The following is an 18084-nucleotide window of genomic DNA, read 5'->3' as shown; positions in this document are numbered from 1 at the left end:
TTCATCGTGCCTTTCATTTTTTTGTGGGGATTCCTCAGCCCACAGGGAGAGGGGACTGTCCGTGCTACAACTCAATGACATCCTCCACATCAGCCCTGTACCTCACCACAACTCCGTACCAACTCCCTGCCCAGCGTAAGGTGCCAAAGCTGTACTCCCATATCTAATAACAACGCCGATCGGCTCCCTCTCCCTATGGGAGAGGGTTGGGGTGAGGGGCAGCCAGATGCTCAATCATCATTATTGATTGCTATCGTGTGCAGGCATTATTTTGGTTGGGAATTTAACTGGGGATTTCAAGGAGAGAGGATAACGCGGCGGTAATCCGCCGCGTCTAGAGCTAATCGCTTACTTATCAGGGTTCCACTTCGGGAATTCCATTTCGCTGTACTTCACCACTTTGGTGCCGCGCGTCAGCTTATAACCGAACCAGATAATCAGGAACAGTGGAATACCGATGTAGGTTGCCGTCACACCGTACCAGTCGATACGATCCGCCAGGAAGGCTTGATAGTTCTGCCCCAGCGTGATGATCAAGCACAGCACGAAGGCAAACATTGGCCCCAACGGGAAGAAACCGGATTGATATGGCAGATCGCTCAGGCTGTGCCCTTGCATCACATAGCCACGGCGGAAACGGTAGTGGCTGATGGCGATCCCCAACCAGGCGATAAAGCCGGTCATGCCCGAGGTATTGAGCAGCCACAGATAAACGGACTGATTACCAAACATCGAGCTCAGGAAGCACAGTGCCGCTACGACGGTGGTGGCATACAGCGCATTACGCGGCACACCGCCTTTTGACAGCTTGGCGAAAATGCGTGGTGCCTTACCTTCCGAAGCCAGCGTGAACAGCATACGGGTTGAGGCATACATCCCGGAGTTACCCGCAGAGAGTACCGCCGTCAGGATCACCGCGTTCATCACCGCCGCCGCAGAGAGCAGGCCAGCATGTTCGAATACCAGCGTGAACGGGCTGACGCTGATGTCTTTCACGTCATTGCTCAACAGGCTTGGATCGGTATAAGGAATGATCAGGCTGATGATCAGGATCGCGAAGATATAGAACAGCAGAATACGCCAGAACACCTGACGCACTGCGCGTGGAATGTTCTTGCCCGGATCTTCCGACTCGCCCGCCGCAATGCCGATCAGTTCGGTGCCCTGGAACGAGAAGCCAACGATCATCGCTACGCCAATCATGGCCGAGAAGCCACCGGCAAACGGCGCATCGCCGATCGTCCAGTTATGCCAACCGGCATTTTCACCGCCCTTCAGAATACCGAAAATCATCAGTACGCCAAGGCCGATAAAGATAATTACCGTGCTCACCTTGATCAGCGAGAACCAGTATTCCGCTTCACCGAAGCCTTTGACCGAGATGTAGTTAAGCAAGAACATCAGGCCAAGGAACAGGGCGCTCCAGATCCAGCCCGGCGTGTCTGGGAACCAGTAGTTCATCACCAACTGTGACGCCACCAGGTCGACCGCAATGGTCACCGCCCAGTTGTACCAGTAGTTCCAGCCCAGCGCAAAGCCGAAGCCCTCTTCAACATACTTGGCACCATAGGTGGAAAACGAACCTGAAACCGGCATAAACGCCGCCAGCTCACCCAGGCTGGTCATCAGGAAATACACCATCAGACCAATCAATGCATAGGAGAGTAACGCGCCGCCTGGGCCTGCCTGGGAAACCGTTGCGCCAGAGGCAACAAACAGGCCGGTACCGATGGAACCGCCAATGGCAATCATGGTTAAATGCCGCGCTTTCAGCTCGCGGCGTAATCCGGGTGCTTGCTGCCCCGCTGTTTTTATATCCTGCTGAGCCATTCTTACCCTATCTGCTCGTCAAAAATGAGGGCCGGATTGTAACAAATACCCGCCAGCGAACTAGTAACATTGCCCTGATATAAGATAGCTTCATAATCCGCGGCCAATTATTAGCAGCGGTCCTAATGATGACTTTATGCGATCTTGATCGGTTTTTGCCCAACGCAATAACTCAAGAAACGCTGTAGCGCATTAGAAATGTGTTTTTGCCGGTGATGGATCAGATACAGCGTGCGCATCAATGGTGGCAGAGGGATACTCAGTTCCACCAACACCCCGCTAGCCAGCTGTTCTTCCACTACGCGACGTGACAGGCAACTAATGCCGATACCGTGGCGGACCGCGTGCTTGATCGCTTCCGAGTTGCCCAACTCCATCACCAACTGGAAGTTTGGCAGGTGCGCCAGCAGCAGATGATCCAGCACTTCCCGCGTGCCAGATCCACGCTCCCGCAGGATCCAAGGGGCGCTGGCCAGCGTTGCCAGGGTCACCGGTTGCTGTAGCAATGGGTTATCCGGCGCGGCAAACACCACCAGCTCATCTTCAAGCCACGGCTGAGTGACCAACTCAGGCATGTGGCACGGCCCTTCTATCAACCCCAAATCGACACGAAAATCGGCTACCGCAACAATCACCTCCTGACTATTGCCCACGTTCAGTTCCAACGGGGTCGCAGGAAAATCTTTGCGATAGTGGGCGATCATCTCTGGCAGCATATAGTTGCCGATGGTGCTGCTGGCGGCGATGCGTAACGCGCCACTATCATGCAGGAACAGTTGTTCAATTTCCCCAGCCTGCTCCAGCAGAGCCAGCGCTTTGGGGTATAGCAAGCGGCCATGTTCGTTGATCACCAGGCGTTTACCCACGCGATCGAACAACAACACCTTCAGTTGCCCTTCCAAATCGGCCAGCGCCGCGCTGACCGCCGATTGTGATAAAGCCAATACCACTGAGGCCTGAGTGGTGGATCCGCTTTTCAGCACCTCGGTAAAAACTTCCAGTTGGCGCAAAGTGATATGCATAACAGCCTCGACATAAAGAGAATGGTCAGACAAAACCATTTAAATAAAAACACCAAAAAATCAGTCACACGGCGTCGGTAAGCTCACCGCCCTGCCTTATAAGGTTATCACGTTTACAGAATTAGGCTTGGCGGAGTAGCCGACCCGTCCAGGTGATCAACCACTTATTCCGATAAGTTATAAATATATAATCAATTTCTCTTTTAGGTCACCTGCTTTTATCATTGCACTCAGGAATTTAGCAGAGGACAGAATAATCATGGCGAGTCACAGCACTCAACCCTATCCCGAACAGCGTTTTCCCCTGTTTGGACTACCACGGCTGATACCAGGCTTACTGCTGACCGGCGCGCTGACCGCGTTTTCGGTCTGGGCGGGCGATGTTCCCTGGGTTGCCGGGTTGGGATTAGGCGCCCTGACGCTGGCGATCCTGTGCGGCATCCTGGTCGGCAACACTCTTTATCCCTGGTTGCAGCCTAGCTGCCATACCGGCGTACAGCTGGCCAAACAGCGGCTGCTGCGCCTGGGGATCATTCTTTATGGCTTTCGTTTAACCTTCCAGCAAATTGCCGACGTGGGGGCCAGCGGGATCATTATCGATGCCCTGACCCTGAGCAGCACTTTCTTGCTGGCCTGCTGGTTGGGTAAAAAAGTGTTCGGCCTCGACAGCCAAACCACCATGCTGATCGGTGCCGGTAGCAGCATCTGCGGTGCCGCAGCCGTGATGGCCACCGAGCCGGTGTTGAAGGCAGACTCCAGCAAGGTTGCCGTCGCTGTCTCTACCGTCGTGGTGTTTGGTACGCTGGCGATCTTTGCCTATCCGTGGCTGTATCAGCTGAATGAGCACTTCCAGTGGCTACCGTTGACGCAGGAAACCTTCGGCATCTACGCGGGTTCGACAATCCATGAAGTGGCTCAGGTGGTTGCTGCTGGCCATGCCATCGGCCCGGATGCGGAAAACGCGGCGGTGATCTCCAAGATGATCCGCGTCATGATGTTAGCCCCGTTCCTGCTGTTGCTGTCTGGCTATATCAGCCGCCGGGCCGGTAACGGCAGCAAGAGTGAAAAATCGGCCATCACCATTCCGTGGTTCGCCGTGTTGTTTATCGCCGTTGCCGGGCTGAACTCGTTCAACCTGATCCCGGCCACGCTGGTACAGCATCTGATCACCATCGACACCTGGATGCTGGCCATGGCCATGGCCGCTTTAGGTTTGACCACCCACATTAGCGCGGTACGTCAGGCTGGTGTGAAACCCATCTTGCTGGCGACGCTGCTGTTCGTCTGGCTGATTATCGGCGGCGGTGCAATCAACCTGTTGGTGCAGCATCTGTTGTAATCCCCCTTCTTCAGGCCCGAGCTTTCGGGCCTGCTTGTTTTACCCCCTGCCATTCAATCCTTCGCTTATCAATGCCATAATGGAGCCGATAACACAGGAGAATGAAAATGAAGTTTGTCGGTGCACACGTCAGCGCTTCTGGCGGCGTAGATCAGGCCGTGATCCGCGCACACGAATTAGAGGCGACCGCATTCGCCCTGTTCACTAAAAATCAGCGTCAATGGAAGGCTGCCCCGCTGCCTGCCGACGTGATAGACAAGTTTAAAAGTGCCTGCGCACAGTACGGCTATGGCCCAGGGCAAATCCTGCCGCACGACAGCTATCTGATTAACCTTGGCCATCCGGTAACGGAGGCGCTGGAGAAGTCCCGCGAGGCGTTTCTTGATGAGGTGCAACGCTGCGAGCAACTGGGGCTGACGCTGCTGAACTTCCACCCGGGCAGCCACCTGATGCAGATCGATGAGGATAAATGCCTGGCAAGGATCGCTGAGTCGATCAACATCGTGCTGGATAAAACCCAAGGCGTCACCGCAGTGATCGAGAATACCGCCGGGCAAGGCAGTAATCTGGGGTTCAAATTTGAACATCTGGCGGCGATCATCGACGGTGTAGAAGACAAGAGCCGCGTCGGTGTCTGTATTGATACCTGCCACGCTTTCGCCGCCGGTTACGACCTGCGTACCGAAGAGGATTGCCAGAAGACGTTTAAAGAGCTGGGTGACGTGGTGGGCTTTAACTATCTGCGCGGTATGCATCTTAACGATGCCAAGAGCGAGTTTGGCAGCCGCGTTGACCGCCACCACAGCCTGGGTGAAGGTAATATCGGTAAGACCGTGTTCAGCTATATCATGCGCGACGAGCGCTTTGATAACATCCCGCTGATCCTGGAGACGGTGAACCCGGATATCTGGGCCGAGGAGATTGCCTGGCTGAAGGCGCAGCAGTAATTTTCTGCGGACATAAAAAAGCCGGCATTTTTCAGATGCCGGCTTTTTATTATGGTTACCGTTACGCCACCGTGGCTACCGGCGCTTCAGAGCGTTTGAGGACCGCATAGGCCACGCCCGCCAGCAGGGTACCCGCCACAATCGCCAGCAGATACAGCAGCACCGGCGAGATAGCACCAGGGATCAACAGCACGAACAGACCACCGTGTGGTGCCATCAGTTTTGCACCGAAGGCCATCGACAGCGCACCGGTCAGGGCTCCACCAGCGATACAGCACGGCAGAACGCGCATCGGGTCACGGGCGGCAAACGGAATGGCCCCTTCAGTGATAAAGCACAGGCCCAACACCAACGCGGCTTTGCCCCCTTCCTGCTCAGACTTCTCGAACTTGCGACGAGCCAGAATTGTAGCCAGCCCCATCGCCAGCGGTGGCACCATACCTGCCGCCATAATCGCCGCCATAGGTGCGTAGACCGAAGAACTCAACAGCGCTACACCAAAGGCATAGGCCGCCTTGTTAACCGGGCCGCCCATATCGGTACACATCATCGCACCGAGGATTGCACCCAGCAGTACCGCGTTAGCGGTGCCCAGCGATTGCAGCCAGTTGGTCAGGCCGACCATGATCTTGGCGACTGGCGTACCCACCACGTAAATCATGATCAAACCGGTGATCAGGCTGGCAACCAGCGGAATAATCAGGATCGGCTTGAGCGCTTCCATACTCGGTGGCAAACGCAGCTTACCGCTGATGGCCTTGGCCACGTAACCCGCCAGGAAACCGGCAATGATACCGCCAAGGAAACCCGCACCGGTGCTAACCGCCAACATACCGCCGATCAGGCCCGGCGTCAGGCCAGGACGATCCGCAATGGAGAACGCGATGTAACCCGCCAGAACCGGCACCATCAGCGCAAAGGCCGAACCACCACCGATCTGCATCAGCGCCGCAGCCAGCGTACCTTTTACTTCAAACGCCTTGATACCAAACACGAACGACAGCGCGATACACAGACCGCCCGCCACCACCATCGGCAGCATGTAAGACACGCCGGTCAGCAGGTGGCGATAAGGCCCTGCGCTCTCTTTCTTCTTGCCTGAGCTCGCGGTGCTGCCACTTTTTTGCGGCTGGAAGATCTCGGCTTCTACCTGTGCCTTATCCAGTTCCTGCGCGGTTTTCTTCAACGCCAAACCGGTTGAGGTGCGGTACATCGGCTTACCGGCAAACTTGTCCAGATCCACTTCGATATCTGCCGCGACAATGACCAGATCGGCCGCCGCCACTTCTTCTGGAGTGATCGCATTCCCGGCACCGACGGAGCCACGGGTTTCCACTTTCACCCACCAGCCACGTTTCTTGGCTTCGCTCTCGATGGCTTCGGCCGCCATAAAGGTATGCGCAACGCCGGTCGGGCAAGCAGTAATGGCAACAATGCGTTTCGGACCGGCAGATTTTGCCGGTGCTACCGTCTGGGCTGGAGCCTGATACGGTTTGGCTTGCGCCTGTGCCGTGGCCAGGAAGGCTTCAGGTTCACGCACCGCGTGTTCCACATCACCAATATAAACCTGTTTGCCGTTCAGCTCAGCGTCAGCAGGTGCAGCAACACCCGCTACCACCACCAGTTCGGCCTCGTTGGCCGTGTTAACCAGCGTCAGGCCGGTTTTGGCCGCAGCGGCCTCAAGCATGCGTTTCGCCAGGTGGCTACGAGCCTGCCCGAGCGAACTGTCTATCATCAGCAGCGTTTTCATTCTGACTCCTGCGATTAATTAAAGGGTTTCAGATCGACGCGCGCCATCATCGCGGCCAACTGCGGGCGATCGGTGATGCCAACGTTGCTCTGGCTCACTGCCAAGGCAGCCACGGCAGTGGCCAAGCGCAAGGTATGTTCGCTGGATTCACGCATCAGCAGGCCGTAGATCAGGCCGCCGACCATGGAATCACCAGCACCCACGGTGCTAACCACCTCACAGGCTGGCGGTTTGGCGATCCAGGCACCAGAGGCGTTAACCCACAGCGCGCCTTCGGCACCCAGTGAGATCACCACGTGGGCAATGCCCTGTTCACGCAGGGCGTGAGCGGCTTCCACCACATCTCCCAACTTCGGCAAGGGTTTGCCTGCCCAGATTTCCAGCTCACGACGGTTAGGTTTTACCAACCACGGCGAGGCTTTCAGCCCGGCCACCAGAGCTTCACGGCTGCTGTCAAAAATGATGCACGGACACTGCGCGCGCAGGCGGGTCATCCACTCGGTGAAGGCTTCCGGCGCAACCCCGGCAGGTAGGCTACCGCTGACCGCCACCATGTCGAACTGGCCCAGCCAACTCAGGGAATCCACCACAAAGCGTTCCCAATCCTGCGGCGTCACTTCAAAACCGGAGAAGTTGAAGTCGGTCACTTCACCGTCTTTTTCCGTCAGCTTAACGTTGATACGCGTACGCCCAGGGACCACCTGAAAGCGGTTGGCAATCCCCAAATCGCTGAACAGCAGTTGGAAACCATCCTGGTTGTCTTTACCAAGGAAACCGCCAACGGTGACGTCGATACCTAAATCTTTCAGTACCTTGGCAACGTTGATCCCTTTACCCGCCGCATGGAGACCGGCGGTTCTTACCAGGTTAACCTCACCCCGTTCGATCTCCGGGCAAAAGCCCACCAGATCGTAAGCCGGATTCAGGGTTATGGTTGCTACTCTTCTGCTCATGCTGCACCCTCGCCAAGACCTTCACTGATGGCTTCGCCGATGGCTTTCAGCGCCGCTTCAGCATCGTCACCACTGGCGGTAAAGCGCAGGTGATGACCTTTTTTCACTCCCAGTGCCACAACCTTCATCAGGCTGCGGCCGTTAGCCGGTTTACCGCTGCCGTCGAGATTGGTGACGGTAATTTCACTCGAGAACTGTTTGATTACGTTGACCAGCGCAGTGCCTGGGCGGGCATGCAGGCCATGCTCGTTGCGCACCACGTATTCCGCACTCAGAACCGCGCTCTCTTCGGCAACTTCGCTGGTCAGTAACGCCAGCACGCCCACCGCATCGGCGTTCAGCAAGCGTTCAGCTTTTTGGCTCACTAACAGATCGCTTAAGTAGTTCAGCACCGTCAGCGGTTGTTGATCGGCGACGGCGACGGTCAGCAACAGTGCGACCTTTTCACCTTCCTCATCAAACGCCTGTGCCGGGCGGCTGACGGTGGCTGCGCTGGTCAGGTTGCCTTCGGTGCTGTCGCTCAACCAGATCCCCTGCCCCAGATTCAGCGGCTTGCGGGTGATCACATCACTGACAAACTGGGCGTTAACCGCACCGATTTTTTGCAGACGGCCCGCGTTCAAAGCTTGCAGCGTCATCAGCGAATCGGCGGCCACGTCAAGAGCAATCAGTGAAGCATCAAACTTGAATTCAGCCGCCAGCTTCTCGCCCATCAGCAAACTGCGCAGTTCTTCGGCTGAAGTCGTTTTTGCCAACTGTTCAGCGACGCTGTCATCACTGAGCACGTGTGTGAGCTGACGCAGTAGCGCCAGGTGTTCATCGGAACGCGCGGCAATACCGATCACTACATAGGCTGTCTGGCCTTCGCCCCACTCGATACCCTGTGGAAACTGGAATACCTGAACACCGGTGTTCAGCACCAGATCGCGGGTATCTGTAGTGCCATGTGGAATGGCGATGCCGTTGCCCAGATAAGTGGAGGTTTGCAGCTCACGCTGCAGCATGCCGTCGACATAGGCGGCGCTGACGCATCCGGCGGAGGTAAGCGCTGCCGCTACCTGCCGGATGGCTTCCTGTTTGCCGCTAGCGGCAGCTCCCAGGTGAATATCTTGCTGTGACAACTGGAACATGGTTCTCCTCTCCTGCTGAATTGAATCGTTTCAGCCAAGTTAAGAAAAAGGAGCGTTACCCATCGCCTAACCAGGCCATCGATGACGCTGAAACGTTTCAATGAGTGTGTGAGCAGCTATCATCGAAAGCAAGTTTTCTCGATCTCGACGTGATAGTTTTTTGACCTTACGCACACTTTTCTGGCTAAAGCCCCCATCCACAGGGGAAAATGGCATACTGTGCTGAAACAGTGCTGAAGGAAGATAACAACATGGTTGCCACCGGTATCGGGGTCATTATCGTTAACGCTCAAGGGCAAATCCTGCTGGGGAAACGCTGCAGTACACATGCCCCTTTTTGGTCGATCCCCGGAGGGCATCTGGATGCGGGGGAAACCTTTGAACAGTGCGCTCAACGCGAAATCGCCGAAGAGACCGGGTTGCAGATAGCTCCGCCAACCTTTATTGGCGTCAGCAATAATCTGCAAACCTGGCGCGCAGAGGGAAAACATACGGTGTCGATCTGCATGCTGGTTCAGCATCCAGGAGGAGAAGCCGAGCTGAAAGAGCCGGAAAAATGTGCCGAATGGCGCTGGTGTTCCCCGCACGACCTGCCGGAGCCCCATTTTGAAGCGAGCAGAACGGCGATCCACCTATGGTTGAACCAACAGGCATATCTGCCTGTATTTTGACGTTGTTCCCTCCAATTTCTCCTCTGTTCATCAAAGCATAGCGATATATAACACGGAATATAACGCTATTTTATTGCTCAATCACTCTACTTTTCACTGTAAATACCCCTAAGGTATTAGGTTTCTTTTGCGAAAATACCTATACTTATCCAGGTGTTTTTGACCTGGTGTCGAAACCTTTTTGGCAAGTTTTTCCTTGGTATTTCATAACTATAAGTGGGTTCAATATGAGCAAAAAACAAGCTGGCTTTGAAAAGCGACGCCGGTGGGGATGGCTTTGGATTTTGGTGATCGGGATTATTCTCGGCGCCGCACTGCTGGCAGGGACCGCAACGGTCTTCCATAAAACCAGCGATACCGCCTTCTGTGTCTCCTGCCACACCATGCAACAACCTCTGGCCGAATATCAAGGCAGTGTCCACTTCCAGAACGCCAAGGGGATCCGCGCTGAATGTGCCGATTGCCACGTCCCTCATGAGCCGCTCGATTACCTGTGGACCAAGATCCGCGCGGTGAAAGACATTTACGGCGAAATGACCGGCAAAATCGACACCCCGGAAAAATACGAAGCCCATAAGCTGGCCATGGCACAATCGGTGTGGAAAACGCTGAAAGAAAACGATTCGGCCACCTGCCGTTCTTGCCATAGCTTCGATGCCATGGATATCACCGCCCAACGTCCTGAAGCTCGTATTCAGCACCCGGTGGCCATCAAGCAAGGCGAAACCTGTATCGACTGCCATAAGGGCGTTGCGCATATCCTGCCGGATATGAGCGGTGCTGCACAGGCGGGCGCTGCCGAACTGGCGAAAGCCGCGGCGGAAACCTCTCCAACAGCAACCACGCTGTTCACCATCGCCACCGAACCGTTCTTCCTGAAAGCCGACGATACGCATAATGCCGGTAACCTGATGCCTTCAACCGAAGTTCACGTTGTGAAACAGGAAGGTGACAAGGTGCTGGTAGATGTCAGCGGCTGGCAACAGGATGGCGTCAGCGAAGTATTCTACGCCGCGCAAGGTAAACGTATCCTCAGCGTCCTGCTGGGCGAAGACGCGCGCAAACTGCTGAAAACCGGCAGCACCATGACCGATGCCGAAACCGGCCTGGTCTGGCATCAGGTTTCACTGCAGGTCTGGTTGCCACGTAAGCAACTGATCGACGATGAGCAGAAAATCTGGCGTTACACTGCCGATATGATGTCCGCTAACTGTACCGGCTGCCACGGCCTGACCGCCCTTGATCGCTTCAACGCCAACCAGTGGATCGGCGTGATTAAAGGTATGGCTACTCGCACCTCGCTGTCGCAAGAACAACTGCGCGTTCTGACGCAGTACGTTCAGAAACATGCCAGCGATATGCAACCTGCCACACCGGCCAAAAGTTAAGGGAGAAGCGAAATGAGCAAGTACCAACAACAACCATTGGCCATGAGCCGCCGTCGTTTCCTGACCGGTGCCAGCGCCCTGGCCGCCGTGCCTCTATTTGCGGGTCTGTGGCCTAAATCAGCATTGGCGGAAGCCATCAGCCAGGCATTGCCACAGTTTGTGGCCTTACGCCAGGCACAAAAAGGCATTCTGACCGGCGCGCACTGGGGCGCATTTGAAGCCATCGTGCAAGACGGAAAAATGGTCGGCGTGTTGCCGGTCAAAGACGATCCTTACCCGAACGATCTGATCACCATGGCTCCCCACCAGGTCCATGCGGAAAACCGTATCAAGTACCCAATGGTACGTAAAAGCTGGTTGGAAGGCGGCCCTGGCAGCCGTACCGAACTGCGCGGCAACGATGAATGGGTGCGCGTCAGCTGGGAAAAAGCGATCGATCTGGTCGGTAACGAAATCGTCCGTTTGCAAAAAGATCACGGCCCGCAGTCGATTTATGCCGGTTCTTACGGCTGGAAAAGCGTGGGCATGCTGCACAACAGCCGTACCCTGCTGCAACGCCTGATGAACCTGAGCGGTGGCTTCCTTGGCTATGCCGGTGACTATTCTACCGGTGCCGCACAGGTGATCATGTCGCACGTGATGGGGTCAATGGAGGTTTACGAACAGCAAACCGCCTGGCCAAACGTCATCGACAACAGCCAACTGGTGATCCTGTGGGGCTGTAACCCGATGGTTACGCTGAAAAACAGCTGGAACGTGCCAGACCATGTCGGCCAGACCGGCTTTGAGGCGCTGAAGAAGAAAGGCACCCGCATAATCAGCATCGATCCGGTGCACAGTGACAGTGCCAAATATGTCGGCGCACAGTGGATCGCTCCGCGTCCGTACACCGACAGCGCGATGCTGATCGGTATCGCCCACACCCTGTTGACCGAAAAGCTGCATAACCCGGACTTCCTGAAAACCTACACCGTAGGCTTCGATAAGTTCCAGGCCTATCTGCTGGGTGAAACCGACGGTACGCCGAAAACTGCCGAGTGGGCAGCCGATATCAGCGGCGTCGATGCCGAAGTGTTGCGCCAGTTGGCACGTGATATGGCGAAACAACGCACCATGATCATGGGCGGCTGGGGGATCCAGCGTCAGCATCACGGTGAGCAGCAGCACTGGTTGCTGGTGACCGTGGCGGCCATGCTTGGCCAGATCGGCCTGCCAGGCGGCGGCTTTGGCTTCAGCTATCACTACTCTTCCGGTGGTAGCCCGACGGCTAAAGGCGGCATCCTCTCCGGTATCTCTGCGGGGAATGCACCGAAGAATTCACCAACGCCAATCCCGGTGGCTCGTATCGCCGAGTGCCTGACCAACCCAGGCAAGACCATTCACTTCAATGGGACCGATGTCACCTACCCAGACGTGAAGATGGTGTACGTGGCCGGTGGTAATACCTTCCACCAGCATCAGGACACCAACAATCTGGTCAAAGCCTGGCAGCGGCCGGAAACCATCGTGGTTAACGAACCGTATTGGACGGCCACCGCCAAGCATGCGGATATCGTGCTACCTGCGACCACCAGCTATGAGCGTAACGATCTGGAGATGGGCGGCGACTACTCACAGCTGTACGTCTTCCCGATGCATCAGTGCGTACCGCCGCAGCATGAGTCACGCAACGACTTCGATATCTTCGCCGCTCTGGCCGCCAAGCTTGGCGTGCTGGATGCCTTTACCGAAGGCAAAGACGAAACCCAGTGGCTGAAAGGCATGTACGACGACATGAAGTTGCAGGCCCGCGCCGCCCGCGTTGCCCTGCCGCCGTTTGACATGTTCTGGGAGTCGAACAACTACATTCGTTTCCCGATCCCGCAGGAAAACAAACAGTGGGTACGTTTCGCCGATTACCGTGAAAACCCGCTGCTGAATCCGTTGGGGACTCCGTCCGGCAAGATTGAGATCTATTCCGATGCCATCTCGAAGATGGAGTATCTGGATTGCAAAGGTATTCCTACCTGGATGCCGCCGCATGAATGGTACCGTGGCCCAGAGGCAGCCAAATACCCGCTGTCACTGAATACCGCGCACCCGACCAACCGCCTGCACTCACAGCTCGACAACACGCCGCTGCGTAAGAAGTATGCGGTGGCCGACCGTGAAGCGATCTTGATCCATCCAGAGGATGCCAAGTCGCGCAACATCACCAACGGCGACCTGGTGCGGGCGTTTAACGACCGTGGGCAGATCCTGGTTGGCGCTATTGTCAGTGAAGATGTGCGCCCAGGTGCGGTGCGGATCAGCGAAGGTGCCTGGTACGATCCGGCCGATCCGTCAACGCCGGGGTCGATCTGTAAGAACGGCAACGTCAACTGCCTGACTTTCGATATTGGCTCATCCAACCTGGCACAGGGCAACTGTGGCCAGATGGCACAGTTGGAAATTGAGAAATATCAGGGCGAAGTGCTGAAGAATACCGCGCACGACGTTCCTGCTGGCGCATAACCGCTAGCCACCAGCGCAGGGTGATGGTGACATCGCCCTGCTCTTTTCCTGCCGACAGATACACTCTATTTACCCTTTCCTTGATTGAAACCGGTTTTTGTTTTTTTTAAACGAGCGTATCATGCGCGCGTCTCCCTTCTCTTTGGCTAGTCATTCAGCTTATGCGTACTTCAACTGCGGCGACACGACGTTTGCCCGATTTAACTTCGTTGGCATTTCTGGTCGTGGCCTTTCTCACCGGGATTGCTGGTGCCCTACAGACGCCCACGCTGAGTCTGTTCCTCTCCACCGAAGTGAACGTACGGCCAACGATGGTCGGGCTGTTCTTTACCGGCAGCGCGGTGATCGGCATTTTGGTCAGCCAGTTTCTGGCCAGCCGCTCAGACAAGAGGGGCGATCGCAAATCACTGATCTTTCTCTGCTGTATGTTAGGTGCCTTGGCTTGTGCGCTGTTCGCCTGGAACCGTAACTATTACCTGCTGCTGTTCGTCGGCGTGCTACTGAGCAGCTTTGGCTCGACCGCCAACCCACAAATGTTTGCCCTGGCACGGGAACATGCCGAGCACACCGGCCGGGGAACGGTGATGTTCAGTTCTATCCTGCGTGCTCAGGTTTCGCTGGCCTGGGTGATTGGCCCGCCGATCGCCTTTGCGCTGGCCTTGGGGTTTGGTTTTAAGGTGATGTATCTGGCCGCCGCCGCTGCCTTTATTCTCTGTGGAGCGTTGGTATGGAAGATGTTGCCCTCCATGCCAAAAGTGCAGAGCACCGGCGGAGCTACGCTGGAAGCACCACGGCAGAACCGCCGTGATACGTTATTGCTGTTTATGGCCTGCACGCTAATGTGGACGGCCAACAGCATGTATTTGATCAATATGCCGCTGTATATGGTGCAAGAATTACAATTACCGGAAAAATTGGCGGGAATATTGATGGGCACCGCTGCCGGGCTGGAAATCCCGACCATGTTACTAGCTGGCATGGTGGCCCAACGCTTTGGCAAGCGTTTCCTGATGCGCTGCGCGGTGATTGCCGGGGTGCTGTTTTATGCCGGGCTACTGTTTATAACAGGTACTTGGCAACTGATCGCCCTGCAACTACTGAACGCGCTGTTTATCGGGGTGCTGGCGGGAATTGGTATGCTCTATTTCCAGGATTTGATGCCCGGCCAAGCCGGGGCGGCCACCACACTGTTTACCAATACCACCCGCGTTGGTTGGATTATTGCCGGTTCGATCGCCGGAGTCGTGGCTGAAATGTGGAGTTATCACGCGGTATTTTACTTTGCGTTGGCGATGGTGCTGGGTGCAGTGCTATGTATGTGGCGGCTGAAGGACACTCAAGGCGCGGTATCCGCCTCCAACTTGGCAAGATAGATCAGCGCCTCATCACGGCGGTCGTGGCACATTTCACGGCTGGCCTGCAGGCTGCCGCAGACTTTGGGCCGCAGCGGCGAATGAAATATTCCACAGCGCAGTTGCTGGTCCAGATGGATGCAACGGGTATTGGCCGGTTTGCCGTTGGGCATACCAGGGATCGGGCTGGAAATCGAAGGTGCGATACAGCAGGCACCACAGTCGGCACGGCAGTCCATCTGCGATCCTATGGGGGCTGATTATGTGGTTGAGACAATAGCAGAACGCCGCATTAAGTTATACTCATTCACAATTCTTACCAATAGTGCTAGAGTTTATTTTTCAAGGAGTGGAAAGCTTAGAACTATCAATGGAGTGAGATCATGTCAGATAAAAATTTCAACCCAAGTTGGGAAGGCTACATGGGGGACTTCCTGAAGGGTAATGTCGGGATCAACCAGCTAAAACCCCAGCATGAGTTCCTTGATTCTATCGGCTTAGAGAAAGCATTAAGCGATAACACGCAATATCACGTCGTTCTCACCCTCACTGAGGCAAAAGGACTCCTTGAAGACCTCGACTCTCGCCGCCCAAAAAGCCCAAGCCTGGGTCGTGGAGAGGCGTTCGCCAGAGGATTTGAGCACCAGAGTACCAGTCCTGGCGATGCCTTCGCCAGAGGTATTGAACCCAAAAATGTCGTCTCCTCTGTCTTTAAAGTGACAGATCCTATTTCTACTTATGCCGGTAATATCTATGATGCGCGTGGGTTATATGATGTCATCATCGAGTTCAAGAGAATAGGCATAACGGCCACGCTGTTCACAGGGGCAAATGGCGTGAACCTTATTCATATTTCAGGTTATGCTGGCCTTAGACGAACCATTACTGGCACACGGTATGCGGCCAACCACCCACAAATGTTAGCGATGGGTATTGGGCAGCAAGGCATTAATACAGGGATAGTAAGAGGCGCACGCTTTTGTATCCTTTTCTCTGTGGGATATCGCATTTTAGAAAGTATTTTCAAAGATGAATATACTATGGCCGACTTTATCGGAAATATAACTGTGGATATGGCTAAACTCGCCATTACCACTGTTGCATCTTATGCTCTAGGTGTAGCATTGACTGCAACAGCAATTGTAGGTGGAAGCATTATTGTGATTGCAGCAGTATTGTTCGCCATTAGCTTTGCAATAGTTTTAACTTTAGACAATATAGATGAACATTATGGCCTAAGTAATAAAATTATAGCGTTACTGAAAGAAAGAATGAAAGTGAAGCCACGAACACCTGAAGCAAACTTCCAACACATCCTTAATAGTTTAGGGAGGTAACATGAAAAATAAATATTGGAAAATATTCGGCACAATAGTATTACTGGTGATATTTACTGGCATATCTTTATTTATATGCAGTTACGTAATTTCGTTAATATTAATGAAGAGTGAAATAAAATTCTCCTCATCTGTATTTATTGTTTTCTTTTCTTCACCTTTGTTAATCTATGTTTTATCTGGTTCTGTTTATTTTTTTGTTTTTGATAGATTACCTAAGCATAATAAGATAACGATCAACTATTTGACTAAGCTAACACTGGCATCAATCCTTTTTAGTTTACCGGTTTCCTTGTATGTAAACTACAAACTTAAACATGATGGCTACTTGACCTGTGACAGAATTTCTTGGATGTCACCGACGACTTATGTAAAAGATTTATCACTTTGCAAATGATGTTTACTATAACATAGAGGGATTTATGGCTAATTTGATTTATGCAAGTATCAACGGTATTAAGCAAGGCTTGATATCCGCTGGTTGCTCGACTCTTGACTCCATTGGCAATCGATGTCAAAAAGGACATGAGGATCAAGTTTACATTCTTGCTTTCGATCACAATATATCCAGAATGCAAAATGTATCCCACCAGCCAGTCAGAATAACCAAGCCGATTGACAAATCATCGCCCTTGCTTGGAATGGCAATATCAAATAATGAAAAATTACAAATTGCATTATACATGTACCGTGTCAATCCTGCTGGGACTCTAGAAGTTTTTTATACTATAAAGCTTAAGGATGCCTATATCTCAGACATCACCCAGCACTGCCCAAATGCACTTACACAAAATGATGGTCAGCCCTACGAGATCATTTCATTATCCTACACAAGCATTGATTGGCAGCATAATATTTCAGGCACATCGGGCTATAGTATATGGGATGAGAGAGTTTATTGATTTAGTGAATAGCCAGCAGATTTTCTGGTGGCTACTTATTGAACATATCAACATTAAGACTACTATGAATAATAAATACGTTAAAATATTGCTAGCAACAGTGCTCTTTATACTATGTTCATTCGCAGCATTACTAACCTATCAATATGTAGTATCATTAGTATTCATGGAAGATGAGATAACATTTTCCGCATCTGTTCTTATGGTTTTCCTTTCCAGCCCACTGCTAATATATGCCATGCTTAGCGGTATATATTTTTTTATTTTCAATAAGCGCCCAAAATACGACAAAGGAATCACTCGATATTTGGTTTATCTAATGTTTACCTCATTTGTTATCAGCTTACCCATTGCTTTATATGTTGATTATAAACTAAAGCATACCGGTTATTTAACATGTGACAGGATATCATGGCAATCACCAACAACTTATGTCACCAATCGATCACTTTGCCAGTGATGTTTTCGATAAGCTAAGGATAGTCGTGTGAAAAACAGATACTGGAAAATATTAGGGGCATTAGCATTGCTGGCAATATTCATATGCTTATCGCTATTGATTTACAGTTACATTATTTCATTGATGTTGATGGAGGATGAAATAACATTTTCAGCCTCTGTATTAATCTGCTTTTTTGCAACGCCTTTGATACTCTATACTTTTTCTTGCTCTGTTTTTTTCTTTATTTTTGACAGGCAGCCTAAATATAATACAATAATCAGCAAGTATTTAATCATGATAGCGTTCGCATCATTAATTTTTAGTATTCCTATATCTCTGTATGTAAACTACAAACTCATACATGATGGCTATTTCACATGCGATAAAATCTCTTGGATGTCACCAACGACTTATGTGAAAGATTTATCACTTTGTTGATGAGTGGCATTTCCCGCTATACCCGCCAATTAAGCAAAGAAATACATCACGATATGTAAAGTGATGCCCCTCACCCTAGCCCTCTCCCAC

17 protein-coding genes are annotated in these 18084 nt (G+C 53.0%); 11 read left to right on the top strand and 6 right to left on the bottom strand.

Going from position 1 to position 18084, the window contains the following annotated elements; genetic code table 11:
- Positions 1-348: 348 nt before the first annotated feature.
- Both ACMV5I_RS22755 and yieE read right to left on the bottom strand, forming a co-directional pair.
- Positions 349-1830 (bottom strand): amino acid permease, encoded by a 1482-nt coding sequence (locus ACMV5I_RS22755; protein ID WP_414825308.1) that lies wholly within the window; start codon positions 1828-1830, stop codon positions 349-351.
- A 134-nt stretch (positions 1831-1964) separates the two neighbouring features.
- A complete protein-coding gene (gene yieE / locus ACMV5I_RS22750; protein ID WP_024484975.1) occupies positions 1965-2852 on the bottom strand; it encodes a DNA-binding transcriptional regulator YeiE in 888 nt (295 codons plus the stop codon).
- Between the two features lie 259 nt (positions 2853-3111).
- Here yieE and ACMV5I_RS22745 point away from each other — a divergent pair, with 259 nt between their 5' ends.
- Together ACMV5I_RS22745 and nfo are read left to right on the top strand one after the other, a co-directional pair.
- Positions 3112-4191: a YeiH family protein gene (locus ACMV5I_RS22745; RefSeq protein WP_121607315.1), complete on the top strand. Its 1080-nt coding sequence runs from the start codon at positions 3112-3114 to the stop codon at positions 4189-4191.
- A 107-nt stretch (positions 4192-4298) separates the two neighbouring features.
- Complete coding sequence (nfo, locus tag ACMV5I_RS22740; protein WP_024484973.1) at positions 4299-5138, top strand: deoxyribonuclease IV; 840 nt, start codon at positions 4299-4301, stop codon at positions 5136-5138.
- Between the two features lie 61 nt (positions 5139-5199).
- Here the strand turns inward: nfo and fruA are convergent, their stop codons facing one another.
- Genes fruA through fruB form a run of 3 tightly spaced genes read right to left on the bottom strand, consistent with a single transcriptional unit; the run spans position 5200 to position 8971 of the window.
- The gene (gene fruA / locus ACMV5I_RS22735; protein ID WP_121607316.1) at positions 5200-6888 is read right to left on the bottom strand and encodes a PTS fructose transporter subunit IIBC; all 1689 of its coding nucleotides are present in this window, start codon (positions 6886-6888) and stop codon (positions 5200-5202) included.
- A 14-nt stretch (positions 6889-6902) separates the two neighbouring features.
- Positions 6903-7841: a 1-phosphofructokinase gene (fruK, locus tag ACMV5I_RS22730; protein WP_414825307.1), complete on the bottom strand. Its 939-nt coding sequence runs from the start codon at positions 7839-7841 to the stop codon at positions 6903-6905.
- Positions 7838-8971: a fused PTS fructose transporter subunit IIA/HPr protein gene (gene fruB, locus ACMV5I_RS22725; RefSeq protein WP_024484971.1), complete on the bottom strand. Its 1134-nt coding sequence runs from the start codon at positions 8969-8971 to the stop codon at positions 7838-7840. Before fruB ends, fruK begins: the two co-directional genes overlap by 4 nt.
- A 209-nt stretch (positions 8972-9180) precedes the next feature.
- Between fruB and ACMV5I_RS22720 the strand changes: the two genes are divergently transcribed.
- The 4 genes from ACMV5I_RS22720 to ACMV5I_RS22705 all read left to right on the top strand — a co-directional run bounded on the left by ACMV5I_RS22720 (position 9181) and on the right by ACMV5I_RS22705 (position 14896).
- Entirely contained in the window at positions 9181-9642 is a 462-nt protein-coding gene (locus ACMV5I_RS22720; protein WP_390900796.1) for a nucleotide triphosphate diphosphatase NUDT15, read from the top strand.
- A 227-nt stretch (positions 9643-9869) separates the two neighbouring features.
- Positions 9870-11030, top strand: a complete 1161-nt coding sequence (locus ACMV5I_RS22715; protein WP_414825306.1) for a NapC/NirT family cytochrome c — start codon at positions 9870-9872, stop codon at positions 11028-11030.
- Between the two features lie 12 nt (positions 11031-11042).
- Positions 11043-13523 (top strand): trimethylamine-N-oxide reductase TorA, encoded by a 2481-nt coding sequence (gene torA / locus ACMV5I_RS22710; protein WP_024484968.1) that lies wholly within the window; start codon positions 11043-11045, stop codon positions 13521-13523.
- Between the two features lie 161 nt (positions 13524-13684).
- Positions 13685-14896 carry a sugar efflux transporter gene (locus tag ACMV5I_RS22705; protein ID WP_024484967.1) on the top strand — a complete coding sequence of 404 codons (1212 nt, stop codon included), beginning with the start codon at positions 13685-13687 and terminating at the stop codon, positions 14894-14896.
- Here ACMV5I_RS22705 and ACMV5I_RS22700 read toward each other — a convergent pair.
- A complete protein-coding gene (locus ACMV5I_RS22700) occupies positions 14860-15114 on the bottom strand; it encodes a YkgJ family cysteine cluster protein (protein ID WP_024484966.1) in 255 nt (84 codons plus the stop codon). The genes ACMV5I_RS22705 and ACMV5I_RS22700 overlap by 37 nt on opposite strands.
- A 144-nt stretch (positions 15115-15258) precedes the next feature.
- On the opposite strand from ACMV5I_RS22700, the gene ACMV5I_RS22695 reads away from it, so the two are divergent.
- The 5 genes from ACMV5I_RS22695 to ACMV5I_RS22675 all read left to right on the top strand — a co-directional run bounded on the left by ACMV5I_RS22695 (position 15259) and on the right by ACMV5I_RS22675 (position 17994).
- Positions 15259-16212 carry a hypothetical protein gene (locus tag ACMV5I_RS22695; protein ID WP_284121299.1) on the top strand — a complete coding sequence of 318 codons (954 nt, stop codon included), beginning with the start codon at positions 15259-15261 and terminating at the stop codon, positions 16210-16212.
- Position 16213: 1 nt separating this feature from the next.
- The gene (locus ACMV5I_RS22690) at positions 16214-16609 is read left to right on the top strand and encodes a DUF1240 domain-containing protein (protein ID WP_284121298.1); all 396 of its coding nucleotides are present in this window, start codon (positions 16214-16216) and stop codon (positions 16607-16609) included.
- Between the two features lie 25 nt (positions 16610-16634).
- Positions 16635-17114 (top strand): Hcp family type VI secretion system effector, encoded by a 480-nt coding sequence (locus tag ACMV5I_RS22685; RefSeq protein ID WP_024484964.1) that lies wholly within the window; start codon positions 16635-16637, stop codon positions 17112-17114.
- Positions 17005-17574, top strand: coding sequence for a DUF1240 domain-containing protein (locus ACMV5I_RS22680; protein ID WP_349775020.1), 570 nt, complete (start codon positions 17005-17007; stop codon positions 17572-17574). Before ACMV5I_RS22685 ends, ACMV5I_RS22680 begins: the two co-directional genes overlap by 110 nt.
- A 123-nt stretch (positions 17575-17697) precedes the next feature.
- Positions 17698-17994 carry a DUF1240 domain-containing protein gene (locus ACMV5I_RS22675; protein ID WP_414825311.1) on the top strand — a complete coding sequence of 99 codons (297 nt, stop codon included), beginning with the start codon at positions 17698-17700 and terminating at the stop codon, positions 17992-17994.
- The last annotated feature ends 90 nt before the right edge of the window (positions 17995-18084 follow it).

Origin of the sequence: Serratia sp. T13T92 (assembly GCF_047530105.1) — a bacterium.
GTDB classification, from domain to species: domain Bacteria; phylum Pseudomonadota; class Gammaproteobacteria; order Enterobacterales; family Enterobacteriaceae; genus Chania; species Chania fonticola.
Note: the sequence above shows the minus strand (reverse complement) of the source record. Positions and strands in the feature narration are given on the sequence as shown.